This window comes from Pseudomonas gingeri, from assembly GCF_013386115.1.
Lineage (GTDB): Bacteria > Pseudomonadota > Gammaproteobacteria > Pseudomonadales > Pseudomonadaceae > Aquipseudomonas > Aquipseudomonas gingeri.
The window spans coordinates 465303-479613 of sequence record NZ_JACAOR010000007.1 but is presented as its reverse complement, the minus strand read 5'-3'; the positions used below and the strand labels follow the sequence as shown (position 1 = coordinate 479613).

At 64.2% G+C, this 14311-nt stretch carries 15 protein-coding genes; 12 read left to right on the top strand and 3 right to left on the bottom strand.

Features of this window, described 5'->3' with window-relative positions; all coding sequences use genetic code 11:
- Nucleotides 1-132 precede the first annotated feature (132 nt).
- Nucleotides 133-540, bottom strand: coding sequence for a PA2817 family protein (locus tag HX881_RS14570; protein WP_017126375.1), 408 nt, complete (start codon nt 538-540; stop codon nt 133-135).
- 63 nt (nt 541-603) lie between these two features.
- Entirely contained in the window at nt 604-3051 is a 2448-nt protein-coding gene (locus HX881_RS14565) for an acyl-CoA dehydrogenase (protein ID WP_177085162.1), read from the bottom strand.
- Between the two features lie 246 nt (nt 3052-3297).
- Between HX881_RS14565 and HX881_RS14560 the strand changes: the two genes are divergently transcribed.
- The 4 genes from HX881_RS14560 (at nt 3298) to HX881_RS14545 (ending at nt 6466) form a co-directional block, all read left to right on the top strand.
- A complete protein-coding gene (locus HX881_RS14560; protein WP_177085160.1) occupies nt 3298-3957 on the top strand; it encodes a transglutaminase-like domain-containing protein in 660 nt (219 codons plus the stop codon).
- Nucleotides 3958-4000: 43 nt separating this feature from the next.
- Complete coding sequence (locus HX881_RS14555) at nt 4001-4624, top strand: glutathione S-transferase (RefSeq protein WP_177085158.1); 624 nt, start codon at nt 4001-4003, stop codon at nt 4622-4624.
- Between the two features lie 133 nt (nt 4625-4757).
- Complete coding sequence (locus HX881_RS14550; RefSeq protein WP_017126379.1) at nt 4758-5690, top strand: ABC transporter ATP-binding protein; 933 nt, start codon at nt 4758-4760, stop codon at nt 5688-5690.
- Nucleotides 5687-6466, top strand: a complete 780-nt coding sequence (locus HX881_RS14545; RefSeq protein ID WP_017126380.1) for an ABC transporter permease — start codon at nt 5687-5689, stop codon at nt 6464-6466. Before HX881_RS14550 ends, HX881_RS14545 begins: the two co-directional genes overlap by 4 nt.
- An 85-nt stretch (nt 6467-6551) precedes the next feature.
- Here HX881_RS14545 and HX881_RS14540 read toward each other — a convergent pair whose 3' ends face one another.
- Nucleotides 6552-7073 (bottom strand): DUF2062 domain-containing protein, encoded by a 522-nt coding sequence (locus HX881_RS14540; protein WP_017126381.1) that lies wholly within the window; start codon nt 7071-7073, stop codon nt 6552-6554.
- A 138-nt stretch (nt 7074-7211) separates the two neighbouring features.
- Here HX881_RS14540 and HX881_RS14535 point away from each other — a divergent pair, with 138 nt between their 5' ends.
- From HX881_RS14535 to murB, 8 genes are all read left to right on the top strand, one after another.
- Entirely contained in the window at nt 7212-9440 is a 2229-nt protein-coding gene (locus HX881_RS14535) for a DNA internalization-related competence protein ComEC/Rec2 (RefSeq protein WP_177085156.1), read from the top strand.
- A 262-nt stretch (nt 9441-9702) separates the two neighbouring features.
- Entirely contained in the window at nt 9703-10338 is a 636-nt protein-coding gene (locus tag HX881_RS14530; RefSeq protein ID WP_017126384.1) for a MotA/TolQ/ExbB proton channel family protein, read from the top strand.
- Entirely contained in the window at nt 10335-10763 is a 429-nt protein-coding gene (locus tag HX881_RS14525; protein ID WP_017126385.1) for an ExbD/TolR family protein, read from the top strand. The genes HX881_RS14530 and HX881_RS14525 overlap by 4 nt, the downstream gene beginning before the upstream one ends.
- Complete coding sequence (lpxK, locus tag HX881_RS14520; RefSeq protein ID WP_177085154.1) at nt 10763-11773, top strand: tetraacyldisaccharide 4'-kinase; 1011 nt, start codon at nt 10763-10765, stop codon at nt 11771-11773. The genes HX881_RS14525 and lpxK overlap by 1 nt, the downstream gene beginning before the upstream one ends.
- Nucleotides 11774-11799: 26 nt before the next feature.
- Complete coding sequence (locus tag HX881_RS14515) at nt 11800-11985, top strand: Trm112 family protein (RefSeq protein ID WP_010447200.1); 186 nt, start codon at nt 11800-11802, stop codon at nt 11983-11985.
- A complete protein-coding gene (kdsB, locus tag HX881_RS14510; protein ID WP_177085152.1) occupies nt 11982-12746 on the top strand; it encodes a 3-deoxy-manno-octulosonate cytidylyltransferase in 765 nt (254 codons plus the stop codon). Before HX881_RS14515 ends, kdsB begins: the two co-directional genes overlap by 4 nt.
- On the top strand, nt 12746-13210 hold the full coding sequence (locus tag HX881_RS14505; protein ID WP_017126388.1) for a low molecular weight protein-tyrosine-phosphatase: 465 nt from the start codon (nt 12746-12748) through the stop codon (nt 13208-13210). The genes kdsB and HX881_RS14505 overlap by 1 nt, the downstream gene beginning before the upstream one ends.
- A complete protein-coding gene (gene murB / locus HX881_RS14500) occupies nt 13207-14226 on the top strand; it encodes a UDP-N-acetylmuramate dehydrogenase (protein WP_177085150.1) in 1020 nt (339 codons plus the stop codon). Before HX881_RS14505 ends, murB begins: the two co-directional genes overlap by 4 nt.
- Nucleotides 14227-14311: the final 85 nt, after the last annotated feature.

The following is a 14311-nucleotide window of genomic DNA, read 5'->3' as shown; positions in this document are numbered from 1 at the left end:
GGACACTGCTGCGCGGAAGAACCGGTGGGAGGGGGCTTGCCCCCGAAGGGCGTTCCGAGGTCTTTCGGGTGATGCGCGTTATCGTTCTTCGCGGGCAAGCCCGCTCCCACAGGGGGCGGGTGATGCTCGGCATCAGTGCTTGCTGTCCTGGTTGGACAGGGCCAGCAGCTGCTTTTCCTGGTTCCAGTCGAACGGTTCGTCGTTCTGTTCGGCTTCGTAGCGACGTTCTTCCAGCGCCTGGTACAGCTCCAGCTCTTCGTCCGGCATGTAGTGCAGGCAATCGCCGCCAAAGAACCACAGCAGGTCGCGCGGGACCAGATGGGCGATCTGTGGATAACGCTGGATGACCTGGCACAGCAGGTCCTGGCCCAGGTACTGGCTTTCGATGGGCTCGACCGGCAGTTGCGCCCGCAGTTCGTCGAAACGTTCCAGGAACAGCGCATGGCTTTCTTCGGGGACCTGTTCGGCTTCACCGACGGCAACCAGAATACTGCGCAGGTGGTCGAGCAGGACCAGGTGATCGGCAACGACGTTGGACATGACAAGGGGCCTCAAGAGTAAAACAGGCGCGAGAGTATAAGGCCCCGCGCCCGTGTTGTCCCGCTAGCGCACCTTGCCGGCGCTCTGGCTCAGTTCCTCCTTGCTGAAGTCATCCACATCGATGACCTTGCGTCGCGCGGCTTCGGCCTTGCGCAGGGCCTCGGCCTCGGCCGGTTGCAGCACCCCGGCTTCCAGGGCCGCGTCGATGGCCGATTCGCCGGCCGCCGGCCTGACCTGGCCGGCCTTGAGCCCGGCGTGCAGTTTCTTCTGCAACTCGTGGCTGGCACCCAGCAGGTCATAGGCCTGCTGCAACGCGCCGACCGGATCGTCCGCCGATTGCGGGCGATAGCAGCCGGCAAGCACCGCTTCCAGGGCCGGATCGCCCTTGGCCCGGCCGAGTACCGCGGCGACCGCGGCATCGAGGGCATCCGACGGTCCGGTATGGCGACGGCCGAACGGGAACACGATGACCCGCAACAGGCAGCCGAACAGCCGGCTGGGGAAGTTGCGCAGCAGTTCGTCCAGCGCCCGCTCCGAGTGGCCGAGGCTTTCTTCCATGGCCCAGGTGAACAGCGGCTCGAGGTACTCCGGCGAATCCAGGTCGTGGTAGCGCTTGAGCGCCGCCGAGGCCAGGTACAGATGGCTGAGCACATCGCCCAGGCGGGCCGACAGGCGCTCGCGACGTTTCAATTCGCCGCCGAGCAGCATCATGCTCAGGTCCGCGAGCAGGGCGAAGGCCGCCGCCTGGCGATTCAGCGCGCGGAAATAGCCCTGGCTGAGGCGGTTGCCCGGGGTCGACTCGAAGTGGCCGAGCCCGAGGTTCAGGACCAGGGTGCTGGCGGCATTGCTCACGGCAAAGCCGATATGCCTGAGCAGCAGGCCGTCGAACTCCAGCAGCGCCTGGTCACGGTCTTCGCGTCCGGCCAGGGCCATTTCCTTGAGCACGAACGGATGGCAGCGGATGGCGCCCTGGCCGAAGATCATCAGGTTGCGCGAGAGGATGTTCGCGCCCTCCACGGTGATGAAGATCGGCGCGCCTTGCCAACTGCGGCCCAGGTAATTGTTCGGGCCCATGATGATGCCCTTGCCGCCGTGGACGTCCATGGCGTGGCTGATGCACTCGCGACCGCGCTCGGTCAGGTGGTACTTGAGGATCGCCGACAGCACCGAGGGTTTTTCCCCCAGGTCCACGGCGTTGGCGGTGAGCATCCGCGCGCTGTCCATCAGCCAGGCATTGCCGCCGATTCGCGCCAGGGCTTCCTGGATCCCCTCGAAGGCCGACAGCGGCACATTGAACTGTTCGCGAACCTGGGCGTACTGGCCGGTGACCAGGCTGGTGAACTTGGCCGCGCCGGTACCGACCGCCGGCAGGGAGATCGAACGGCCCACCGACAGGCAGTTCATCAGCATCATCCAGCCTTTGCCGAGCATTTCCTGGCCGCCGATAAGGAATTCCAGGGGAATGAACACATCCTTGCCGGAGTTCGGACCGTTCATGAAGGCGGCGCCCAGGGGCAGGTGGCGACGACCGATCTCGACACCGGGGGTATCGGTGGGAATCAACGCCAGGCTGATGCCCAGGTCCTCTTCCTCGCCCAGCAGGTGATCCGGGTCATGGGCCTTGAAGGCCAGGCCGAGCAAGGTCGCGACCGGGCCGAGGGTGATATAGCGTTTTTCCCAGTTCAGGCGCAGGCCGAGGACTTCCTGGCCTTGCCACTCACCCTTGCAGATCACCCCGGTGTCCGGCATCGAGCCGGCGTCGGAGCCGGCCAGCGGACCGGTCAGGGCAAAACACGGGATATCGTCGCCACGGGCCAACCGCGGCAGGTAGTGATTGCGTTGTTCGTCGGTGCCGTAATGCAGCAGCAATTCCGCCGGCCCCAGGGAGTTGGGGACCATGACGGTGGAAGCGAGGTCGCCGCTGCGGGTCGCCAGCTTCATCGCCACCTGGGAGTGGGCATAGGCGGAAAAGCCCTTGCCGCCAAACTCCTTGGGAATGATCAGGGCAAAGAAACCGTGCTGCTTGATGTGTTCCCAGGCGGCGGGCGGCAGGTCCATGGCCTGGCCGATCTGCCAGTCGCTGACCATGGCGCAGAGCTCTTCGGTCGGGCCATCGATAAAGGCCTGTTCTTCTTCGCTCAACTGCGCCTTGGGATAGGCCAGCAGTTTGTTCCAGTCTGGACGACCGCTGAACAGTTCGCCGTCCCACCAGACCGTGCCGGCGTCGATGGCGTCGCGCTCGGTCTCGGACATCGGTGGCAGGACTTTCTGGAACCAGGCGAACAGCGGGGCGGTGAAGAGCCGGCGCCGCAGGTCGGGCAGCAACAGCGGCAGCGCCACGGCGGCGAGGATGAGCCACAGGACCAGCTTCAGCCAGCCATGGCCGTGGACAAAAATACCCAGTGCGACGAGGTACACGGCCACCACGCCAAGCGCGGGAAGCGGGGCGATGCGCCGGTGCGCCAGGTAGGCGACGCCAAGCAGCAGAACCAGTATCCACAACAGCAACATATTCAATCCTCCGTGAAGACAGGGCAAAAACATCCCAGAGCTTAGTCGGCATCTGCTAGGCGGGGTGTCAGAGCTGTATGTCTAAATCTGTGGGAAAAATCATTTGAATGGCGGTAATCCCTGAACGTCCAAAGCCTTCGAGTCGTTGCAGGAAACCCCCGGTTGGTCTGTGACTTGGCCGAATCGTCGTTATCGGCGCGCCAGGTCGAGGGCTAGACTCGAGGCTTCCCAGGGGAGACTGCGGCCATGCACGAGTATCTGAATCCAGGACGCTTCATCGATAGTGACCACCCGGCGGTGGTGGAGTTCGCCGAAAGTCGCCGGGGCGCCGGTCGCGATCCTCGGGAGCAGGCCATTCGCCTGTATTACGCGGTGCGCGACGAGATCCGCTACAACATCTACGCCTTCAGCCGCAATCCCGACACCCTGCGCGGCAGTCATGCCCTGGCGGTGGGGCAGAGCTACTGCGTGCCCAAGGCCACCTTGCTCGCCGCCAGCGCCCGGCATTGCGGGATACCGGCGCGGATCGGCCTGGCGGATGTGCGCAATCACTTGTCGACGCCACGGGTGCTGGAGTTGCTCAAGAGCGAGGTGTTCGCCATGCACGGCTACACCGAGTTCTATCTGGACGGACGCTGGGTCAAGGCCACGCCGGCCTTCGACCGCGGCCTGTGCGAAACCTTCGGGGTGATACCGCTGGAATTCGACGGCCTGAGCGACAGTGTGTTCCACCCCTACACCCAGGGTGGCCAGCGGCATATGGAATACCTGCGCGACCACGGGCAGTTTGCCGATGTGCCCGAATCGCTGTTCTACGGGCACCTGGCCGAGTGTTATCCGCATCTGTTCGCCCCCGACGCGATTTCCCTGCGTGGCGACATGCGCAACGATTTGAGTCGTGGCTGATCGGGCGTAGACTGCCTCGGCATTTATCCAACGAGAGGCCGTCATGCTGAAGATCTGGGGTCGGAAAAATTCGTCGAATGTCAGAAAGGCGCTGTGGATTGCCGAAGAACTGGGCCTGTCCTACGAGGCCATCGATGCCGGTGGTGCCTTCGGGGTCGTTGGCACGCCGCAGTACCGCGAGAAAAATCCCAACGGCCTGGTCCCCATGATCGAGGACGGCGATTTTGTCCTGTGGGAGTCCAATACCATCGTGCGTTACCTGGCCGCCAGGCATGCCGCCGGTTCCGCCTGGTATGTCGATGACCTGCAGGCGCGGGCCAGCGCCGAGAAATGGATGGACTGGACCACCTCATCCTTTGCCACGCCGTTTCGCGGGGTGTTCTGGGGCGTGTTGCGCACCCCGGCCGAGCAACAGGACTGGACGGCCATCAATGCCTCGTTGAAAACCTGCAGCGAACTGCTGGCCACGGTCGATCAGGCGCTGGCCGGGCAACCGTACCTGTCCGGCAACGAGATCGGCATGGGTGATATTCCCCTCGGCAGCTTTATCTATGCCTGGTTCGAAATGCCCATCGAGCGCCCGTCGCTGCCCCATTTGAGTGCCTGGTACGAGCGTCTGAAACAACGTCCGGCCTACCAGCGGGCAGTCATGACAGCGTTGACTTAATACCCACTATTAACGCGGGTTGCTGTACTTGTGCGGCGCTGCCAAGCACCATAGTGCTGGCGCGCCGCTATTGTTTTCGAGCAGGCTTGCCCTTATTTAGAACTTTCTTCCCTTCTTGGTGCATGAATCCGATATGAGTTCCGCTCTGTCCATCCGGCAGCTAACCAAAACCTACGGCAACGGTTTCCAGGCCCTGAGTGGTATCGATCTGGATGTCGCCGAAGGTGACTTTTTCGCCTTGCTCGGCCCCAACGGTGCCGGCAAATCCACGACCATCGGCATTCTCTCGACCCTGGTGAACAAGACCAGCGGCACGGTGAATATCTTTGGCAACGACCTGGACAAATCCCCGGCGGCGCTCAAGCGCAGCATCGGCGTGGTGCCCCAGGAGTTCAACTTCAACCAGTTCGAGAAAACCTTCGATATCGTCGTGACCCAGGCCGGCTACTACGGCATTCCGGCGAAGATCGCCAAGGAACGCGCCGAGCAGTACCTGACCCAGCTGGGCCTGTGGGACAAGCGCGATGTGCCGTCGCGTTCGTTGTCCGGCGGCATGAAGCGCCGGCTGATGATCGCCCGCGCCCTGGTTCACGAACCGCGCCTGCTGATCCTCGACGAACCGACGGCCGGGGTGGACATCGAGCTGCGTCGCTCGATGTGGACCTTCCTCACCGAACTGAACGAGAAAGGCATCACCATCATCCTCACCACCCATTACCTGGAAGAGGCTGAGCAGCTGTGCCGTAACATCGGCATCATCGACCACGGCACCATTGTCGAAAACACCAGCATGCGCCAGTTGCTCAGCCAACTGCATGTCGAGACCTTCCTGCTCGACCTCAAGCATGCCCAGACGGTCGCGCCGGCGTTGATCGGCTACCCGAGCAAGCTGCTCGACAGCCACACCCTGGAAGTGCAGGTCGACAAGGCGGTGGGCATCACCGCGCTGTTCAGCCAATTGGCCACGCAGCAGATCGAAGTCCTCAGCCTGCGTAACAAAACCAATCGCCTCGAGGAGTTGTTCGTGTCCCTGGTGGAAAAAAACCTGTCGAAGGTGGCGGTATGAGTTCGGAGCTGCAACCCAACCTGGTCGCCCTCAACACCATCGTTTACCGCGAGGTGAAGCGTTTTACCCGGATCTGGCCGCAGACCCTGCTGCCCCCGGCGATCACCATGGTCCTGTACTTCGTGATCTTCGGGAACCTGATCGGCCGGCAGATCGGCGATATGGGCGGGTTCACCTATATGGAGTACATCGTGCCGGGGCTGATCATGATGTCGGTGATCACCAACTCCTACGGCAACGTGGTCTCGAGCTTCTTCGGCAGCAAGTTCCAGCGTTCGATCGAAGAGCTGATGGTATCGCCGGTTTCACCCCATACGATCCTGATCGGCTACACCCTCGGCGGTGTGTTGCGCGGCCTTATGGTGGGGATCATCGTGACCCTGCTGTCGCTGTTCTTCACCCATCTGCAGGTCCATCACCTGGGCGTGACCGTGCTGGTGGTGGTGCTGACCGCGACGATCTTCTCGCTCCTGGGCTTCATCAACGCGGTCTTTGCACGCAACTTCGACGATATCTCGATTATCCCGACTTTCGTGCTGACGCCGTTGACCTACCTGGGCGGGGTGTTCTACTCGATCACCTTGCTGCCACCGTTCTGGCAGAGCGTTTCGCTGGCCAACCCGGTGCTGCATATGGTCAACGCCTTCCGCTACGGCATCCTCGGCGTATCGGATATCCGCATCAGCGTGGCGATCACCTTCATGCTGGTGGCTACGGTGGTGTTGTATGTCGGTTGTGCGCGGTTGCTGGTCAGCGGCCGCGGCATGCGCCAGTAGCACTGGCCTGATGATCGTTCCCACGCTCCGCGTGGGAATGCCGCGCAGGACGCTCCGCGTCCTCTGTTGTGACGCAGAACGTGCGTTATCCCTTGCGGCGTTGTTCCCGACGCCTCTTCCACTGCCGCGCCACCCACCACCGCCAGTAACCCATGGTTACGCAGTAGCCCAATGCGGCCAGCAACAGCCCGAGAATCACCGATCCGAGCAAGAAGGGTTGCCACAGCGTCGCCAGCTGGCCGCTGATCCAGTCCCAGGTCAGTTCGTCCGGCAGGCTGCGCGGGGGCACCGCCATGACCCAGGCACCGATCTGGTAGGTGCAGTAGAAGATCGGCGGCATGGTCAGCGGATTGGTCAGCCACACCAGGCTGACTGCAATCGGCAAGTTGCCGCGCACCCAGATCGCCAGGCACGCCGCCAGCAACATCTGCAACGGGATCGGCATCAACGCGGCGAACAGACCGACCGCCATGGCCCGGGCCACCGAGTGCCGATTGAGGTGCCAGAGGTTCGGATCGTGAAGCAGTTTGCCGAAGAATCGTAAGTGCCTGTGTTCCCGGATGCTGTCCGGGTCGGGCATGTAGCGTTTGAATAAGCGACGCGGCATAAGGCTTCTCGGTCGGTTCAAGCGGGCAGTATGCCCGGATTCTACGTACGGCCAATTCAGACTTTGTGACAATTAATAAAGCACCTGCCGGGCAGGCGGGCTATTCCGAGAACTGGGGACCGGTTCAAGGAGTGGGGAATGCGCACAGGGATGCTGGCGCTGGCGGCTGGATTGCTGGCCTTGCGGTTTTTGCCGCAGTTGCCGCCTGTCGGAATGCTGCCGGTGCTGTCGCTGGTCGGCCTGATGCTGTTGCCGTTTCGCAGCTATCCCGTCGCCTTGTTCCTGTTCGGTTTCAGTTGGGCCTGCCTGCAGGCGCACTGGGCCCTGGCTGATCGTCTGGCGCCGGCCCTCGACGGCCAGACGCTGTGGCTCGAAGGGCGAGTGGTCGGCTTGCCGCAGCCGGGCGATGCCGTGCAGCGCTTTGAGCTGGCGGACGCGACGGCGCGGCGAGGCGTGCTGCCGCGGCGGATCCGCCTGGCCTGGTATGGCGGGCCACCGGTCGGCAGTGGTGAACGCTGGCGGCTGGCGGTCAAGCTCAAGTCGCCGCGGGGGCTGCTCAATCCCCATGGTTTCGATCGTGAGGCCTGGCTGCTGGCGCAACGGATCGGCGCCACGGGGACGGTCAAGGACGGGCAATTGCTGGCGCCCTCCACGGGTTCCTGGCGCGATGCGATTCGCCAGCGGATGCTGCAGGTCGAGGCCCGGGGCCAGGCGGCGACCCTGGTGGCATTGGTCCTGGGGGATGGCTCGGGACTGTCGGCCGAGACCTGGCGCATCCTGCAGGACACCGGGACCGTCCATCTGCTGGTGATTTCCGGGCAGCATATCGGGCTCTTCGCCGCCCTGGTCTATGGGTTGATTGCCGGGCTGGCGCGTTATGGCCTGTGGCCGCAGCGCCGGCCCTGGCTGCCATGGGCCTGTGGCCTGGCCTTCGTGGCCGCGTTGGGCTACGGCCTGCTGGCGGGGTTCGGCGTTCCGGTGCAGCGGGCCTGCGCGATGATCGGCCTGGTGCTGCTGTGGCGCCTGCGTTTTCGCCACCTGGGGGCTACCTGGCCGTTGCTGCTGGCGCTGAACCTGGTCCTGCTGTTCGAGCCGCTGGCGAGCCTGCGACCGGGTTTCTGGCTGTCCTTTGCCGCCGTGGCGGTGCTGGTCTTCACCTTCAGCCGGCGTCTCGGTGCCTGGGGGATCTGGCAGACCTGGACCCGCGCGCAATGGACCATTGCCCTCGGGCTGGTGCCGTTCCTGCTGGTATTGGGCCTGCCCGTCAGCCTCAGCGGACCGTGGGTCAACCTGATCGCGGTGCCCTGGATCAGCCTCATGGTGTTGCCGCTGGCCTTGCTTGGCACCTTGCTGCTGCCACTGCCCTGGGTGGGTGAAGCATTGCTGTGGCTGGCCGGCGGCTTGCTGGAGCTGCTGTTCCTCGGGCTTGCCCAGGTGGCGCTGCGGATTCCGGCCTGGTTGCCGGAGGCCATCCCGCCGTGGGCCTGGTTGCTGGGCAGCCTGGGCATCCTGCTGCTGTTGCTGCCCGCGGGTGTGCCGCTGCGGCCCCTGGGCTGGCCACTGGCGGCACTGATGGTACTGGCACCGCCCTCCCGGATGCCAGAAGGCCAGGCCGAGGTCTGGCAACTGGATGTCGGACAGGGACTGGCGATCCTGGTGCGTACCCGGCACCACAACCTGCTGTATGACGCGGGGCCACGCTTTGGCGATTTCGACCTGGGCCAGCGCGTGGTGCTGCCGTCCTTGCGCAAGCTGGGTGTGCGGGCGCTCGACCTGATGCTGATCAGCCACGCCGATGCCGACCATGCCGGTGGCGCCTTGGCGGTGCGCAACGGCTTGCCGGTGGGCCGGGTGCTCAGCGGTGACGCCGCGGGCCTGCCGGCGCAGTTGTTCGCCGAGTCGTGTGTCGGCGGCGAACGCTGGGAATGGGACGGCGTGAGCTTTGCCCTGTGGCAATGGCCGGATGCCACGGACAGCAACCAGCGTTCCTGTGTCCTGCAGATCGAGGCGAGTGGCGAGCGGTTGCTGCTCACCGGCGATATCGATATCCAGGCCGAACAGGCGTTCCTGCAGAGTCCGCTGGCCGTCGCCGGCGACTGGCTGCAGGCGCCCCATCACGGCAGTCGCAGTTCGTCCTCGATGGCCTTCCTTCAGCGGCTGGCGCCCCAGGCCGTGTTGATCTCGCGGGGGCATGGCAATGCCTTCGGCCATCCGCACCCGCAGGTCATGGCGCGCTACCAGGCCCTGGGCATGCAGGTCCATGACAGCGCGGAGCAGGGCGCCGTGCGCCTGCAACTGGGAGCCTTCGGCGCCGCCCGGTCGCAGCGTGAGCAGAGGCGCTTCTGGCGCTGGGCTGCGGAGGATTGAGCCGGCACAGAATGGCGACCCGGAGCGGAGACTGTAGGAGCGGGCTTGCCCGCGAAGGGGCCCTGGAGGCAGGTGACGCTGTTGAAGACCGCTTCGCAGGCAAGCCAGCTCCCGCGGGAGGGCGGGGCACAGTGGAGCCTTGGGGGGCTTCAAGATTTAAATAACCGGGGGTTATTAAAGCGCAGCAGCATGCGACATCACGTTCTTCGGCCAGACCGACCCCTATGTTAGAGTGGCGCACTTTTTCGAGGGGACTGTCACTGTGTGGGAATTGGTCAAATCCGGCGGCTGGATGATGTTGCCGATCATTCTGAGTTCCATCGCGGCTTTGGGCATCATTGCCGAACGGCTGTGGACCTTGCGCGCCAGTCGTGTGACCCCGGAGCATCTGCTCGGGCAGGTCTGGGTCTGGATCAAGGATAAGCAACTGGACAAGGAAAAACTCAAGCAACTGCGGGCCGACTCCCCCCTGGGCGAGATTCTCGCGGCGGGCCTGGCGAACTCCAAGCACGGTCGCGAGATCATGAAGGAGTGCATCGAAGAAGCCGCCGCTCGGGTGATTCATGAGCTGGAGCGCTATATCAATGCCCTCGGCACCATTGCCGCCATGTCACCGTTGCTCGGCCTGCTGGGCACGGTGCTGGGCATGATCGATATTTTCAGTTCGTTCATGGGCTCGGGCATGACCACCAACGCGGCGGTCCTCGCCGGTGGTATCTCCAAGGCCCTGATCACCACGGCTTCCGGCCTGATCGTGGGGATTCCGGCGGTGTTCTTCCACCGCTTCCTGCAACGCCGGATCGACGAGCTGGTGGTCGGCATGGAGCAGCAGGCGATCAAGCTGGTCGAGGTGGTACAGGGCGACCGTGATGTGGAAATGCCCGAGGGCAGAGCGTGAAATTCCGCCGCAAGCCCCGGGAAACCATCGATATCAACCTCGCGTCGCTGATCGACGTGGTCTTCGTCCTGCTCCTGTTTTTCGTGGTCACCACCACCTTCACCCGCGAAACCCAGCTGCGCGTGGACCTGCCGCAGGCGGTCAGCGGCTCGCCCGCCGAAGACCAGTTGGTCAAGCAACTGGATATCGCCATCAGCGCCGACGGGGTGTTCTCGGTGAACAACCAGTTGTTGCCGAAAAATGACCTGGCGAGCCTGATGGAGGCCCTGCAGAAAGAGTCCGGCGGCGATACCAACCTGCCGCTTTCCATCAGCGCCGATGGCAAGACCCAGCATCAGGCCGTGATCACCGCCATGGACGCCGCCGGCAAGCTCGGCTTCAGCCATTTGCGCATGACCACCGTCGAGGCGGCGCCGGCTCCCTGATGGCACTTTCCGATCGTCTGTTGCGCGCCTGGTACAGCGGCCATCCAGCCCTGGTTCTGCTGCGTCCGCTGGAGTGGCTGTATCGCCGGGTGGTCGACGGCAAGCGGGCGCGCTTTGTCGCGGGCTCGGGGACTATCTACCAGCCTCCTGTTCCGTTGATCGTGGTCGGCAATATCACCGTCGGCGGCACCGGCAAGACGCCGATGATTCTCTGGCTGGTCGAGCATTGCCGGCGCCGTGGCCTGCGCGTCGGCGTGGTCAGCCGGGGTTATGGCGCCAGGCCGCCGAGCCTGCCGTGGCGGGTGCGCGCCGACCAGGACGCGGCGGTGGCCGGCGATGAACCCTTGCTGATCGTCCGGCGCAACGATGTGCCGCTGATGATCGACCCGGATCGCAGCCGTGCGGTGCAGGCCCTGCTGGCCACCGAAACCCTCGATCTGATCCTTTCCGATGACGGCTTGCAGCATTACCGCCTGGCCCGCGACCTGGAACTGGTGCTGATCGATGCCGCCCGTGGCCTGGGCAATGGCCGGTGCCTGCCTGCCGGACCGTTGCGCGAACCTCTCGAACGCCTGCAAAGTGTCGATGCGCTGCTGTACAACGGGGCCACCGAGGATGGTGACAACGGCTTCGCCTTCCACCTGCGACCGACCGCCCTGGTCAATCTGCTGAGCGGCGAACGCCGGCCGCTCGACCATTTTCCGCCCGGACAGGCGTTGCACGCGGTGGCCGGGATCGGCAACCCGCAACGTTTCTTCGGCACCCTCGAAACGCTACACTGGCAGCCAGTGCCCCACGCTTTTGCCGACCATGCCGAATACAGCGCTGCAGCCTTGAGTTTCACGCCGTCGCTACCACTGGTCATGACCGAAAAGGATGCGGTGAAGTGCCAGGCGTTCGCGGCACCCGATTGGTGGTACCTGGCGGTCGATGCGCTGCCTTCCGAGGCTTTCGCGGCCTGGTTCGACACGCAACTGCTGCGCCTGTTGCCCGATCGTCTTTTGCCCTAAACCCGTTTTTATCCAGGGAATCCCTCATGGACACCAAACTGCTCGATATCCTCGCCTGCCCGATCTGCAAGGGGCCGCTCAAGCTCAGCGCCGACAAGACCGAGCTGATCAGCAAGGGCGCCGGCCTGGCATTCCCGATTCGCGACGGCATCCCGGTGATGCTCGAAAGCGAAGCCCGCACCCTGAGCACCGATGAGCGCCTGGACAAATGAGCACCCCGTTCATCGTCGTGATTCCGGCGCGTTTTTCCTCCACGCGTCTGCCAGCCAAGCCGCTGCAATTGATCGCCGGCAAGCCGATGATCCAGCACACCTGGGAGCAGGCCTGTAAAAGCAGCGCCCAGCGGGTGGTAGTGGCGACAGATGACGCGCGGATCGTCGAGGCCTGCAAGGCCTTCGGCGCCGAAGTGCTGTTGACCCGCGAAGATCATGAATCCGGGACCGATCGCCTGGCCGAAGTCGCCAGCCTGCTGGGACTGGCGGCGGATGCCATTGTGGTGAATGTCCAGGGCGACGAGCCGCTGATCCCGCCCGTGGTGATCGATCAGGTCGCGGCCAACCTGGCGGCGCACACCGAGGCGCGCATGGCCACGCTGGCCGAGCCGATCGAAGACGTCGAGACCCTGTTCAATCCGAACGTGGTCAAGGTGGTCAGCGACATCAACGGCCTGGCCCTGACGTTCAGTCGCGCCACCTTGCCCTGGGCCCGGGATGAATTCGCCAGGAGCCGCGAGACGATGCCCGAAGGCGTGCCGTTCCGTCGGCATATCGGCATCTATGCCTACCGCGCCGGCTTCCTGCATGACTTTGTCGGCTGGGGCCCGTGCTGGCTGGAAACCACCGAGCGCCTGGAACAGCTGCGTGCCTTGTGGCACGGCGTGCGGATCCATGTGGCCGATGCCCTGGAGGCACCGCCTACCGGTGTCGACACGGAGCAGGATCTCGATCGCGTTCGTCGCTTGCTGGAGGCCTGATGCGGGTTCTGTTTGTCTGCCTGGGCAACATCTGTCGTTCGCCCACGGCCGAAGGTGTATTGCGCCACAAGTTGCGCGAGGCCGGCCTGGCCGAGCATATCGAAGTCGATTCCGCCGGGACCGGCCAATGGCATGTCGGCAAGGCGCCGGACAGCCGCAGCCAGCGCGCGGCACGGATGCGCGGTTATGACCTGTCGGCGCAGCGCGCGCGGCAGGTCAGCGCGGCGGATTTCAACCGCTTCGACCTGATCCTGGCCATGGACCAGAGCAACCTGCGCAACCTCAAGCTGCTGCAACCGGCCCAGGGCAAGGCCGAGCTGGACCTGTTCCTGCGTCGTTATGACGGTGCGGTGGAGGAAGTGCCGGATCCGTACTATGACGAAGAACACGGTTTCGAGCAGGTGCTGGACCTGATCGAACAGGCCAGCGACCGCCTGGTCGTCGAACTCAAGGGGCGTCTATGAGCCTGCAACTGCAAGCCGGGGTCTCCCTCAAGCCGTATAACAGCTTTGGTGTCGATGTCCGCGCGCAGTGGTTCGCCGAGGCCCACAACGACGATGACGTACGCGAGGCCCTGGCTTATGCGGCGCAACAGCAACTGCCGCTGCTGGTGATCGGCGGTGGCAGCAACCTGCTGTTGACGGCGGATGTCCCGGCGCTGGTATTGCGCATGGGCAGCCGTGGCATCCGCCTGCTGAGCGATGACGGCGAACGGGTGGTCATTGAAGCGGAGGCGGGTGAACCCTGGCATCCGTTCGTGCTGTCGACCCTGGCCCAGGGCTGGTCCGGCCTGGAAAACCTCAGCCTGATTCCCGGCACGGTCGGCGCGGCACCGATGCAGAACATCGGCGCCTACGGGGTCGAGATCAAGGACGTGTTCGCCGGCCTGACCGCCCTGGACCGGCACACCGGCGAGTTGCGCGAGTTCTCCCTGGAAGAGTGCCAGTTCGGTTATCGCGACAGCCTGTTCAAGCATGCCGCCGGACGCTGGTTGATCCTGCGTGTGCGCTTCGCCCTGAGCCGGGTCGAGCACCTGCACCTGGGCTATGGTCCGGTGGCCGAGCGCCTGAGCGAGCAGGGCATCAGACAGCCGAACGCCAGTGATGTCAGCCGGGCCATCTGCAGTATCCGCAGCGAAAAACTGCCCGACCCGGCGGTCCTCGGCAATGCCGGGAGTTTCTTCAAGAACCCGCTGGTATCGGCGGTCCACGCCGCCGAACTGAAGCAGGCGCATCCCGGGCTGGTGGGTTATCCACAGGCTGACGGGCAGGTGAAGCTGGCGGCGGGCTGGCTGATCGAGGCTGCCGGCTGGAAAGGTTTCCGTGAGGGCGATGCCGGTGTGCACCGCTTGCAGTCGCTGGTGCTGGTCAATTACGGCAGCGCCAGTGGCGGGCAGTTGCTCGCCCTGGCCCGCAGGATCCAGGCCGATATCGCCGAGCGCTTTGCCGTCGAGCTGGAAATGGAACCGAACCTGTACTGAAGCTATGCTGATGGCTGCCATGCCAAGCCCTATGTAGTCAGACTACATAGGGCTTTTTTGTGAAAACGGCTTTCCCTTGGCCGGT

Bases quoted from the DNA above. Each gene is read 5' to 3' on its own strand.
- HX881_RS14550 (WP_017126379.1), top strand. From the start codon at position 4,758: ATGAGTTCCGCTCTGTCCATCCGGCAGCTAACCAAAACCTACGGCAAC.
- HX881_RS14540 (WP_017126381.1), bottom strand. From the start codon at position 7,073: ATGCCGCGTCGCTTATTCAAACGCTACATGCCCGACCCGGACAGCATC.
- HX881_RS14505 (WP_017126388.1), top strand. From the start codon at position 12,746: ATGCGGGTTCTGTTTGTCTGCCTGGGCAACATCTGTCGTTCGCCCACG.
- HX881_RS14565 (WP_177085162.1), bottom strand. From the start codon at position 3,051: ATGTTGCTGTTGTGGATACTGGTTCTGCTGCTTGGCGTCGCCTACCTG.
- murB (WP_177085150.1), top strand. From the start codon at position 13,207: ATGAGCCTGCAACTGCAAGCCGGGGTCTCCCTCAAGCCGTATAACAGC.
- HX881_RS14545 (WP_017126380.1), top strand. From the start codon at position 5,687: ATGAGTTCGGAGCTGCAACCCAACCTGGTCGCCCTCAACACCATCGTT.
- kdsB (WP_177085152.1), top strand. From the start codon at position 11,982: ATGAGCACCCCGTTCATCGTCGTGATTCCGGCGCGTTTTTCCTCCACG.
- HX881_RS14535 (WP_177085156.1), top strand. From the start codon at position 7,212: ATGCGCACAGGGATGCTGGCGCTGGCGGCTGGATTGCTGGCCTTGCGG.
- HX881_RS14515 (WP_010447200.1), top strand. From the start codon at position 11,800: ATGGACACCAAACTGCTCGATATCCTCGCCTGCCCGATCTGCAAGGGG.
- HX881_RS14560 (WP_177085160.1), top strand. From the start codon at position 3,298: ATGCACGAGTATCTGAATCCAGGACGCTTCATCGATAGTGACCACCCG.
- lpxK (WP_177085154.1), top strand. From the start codon at position 10,763: ATGGCACTTTCCGATCGTCTGTTGCGCGCCTGGTACAGCGGCCATCCA.
- HX881_RS14555 (WP_177085158.1), top strand. From the start codon at position 4,001: ATGCTGAAGATCTGGGGTCGGAAAAATTCGTCGAATGTCAGAAAGGCG.
- HX881_RS14570 (WP_017126375.1), bottom strand. From the start codon at position 540: ATGTCCAACGTCGTTGCCGATCACCTGGTCCTGCTCGACCACCTGCGC.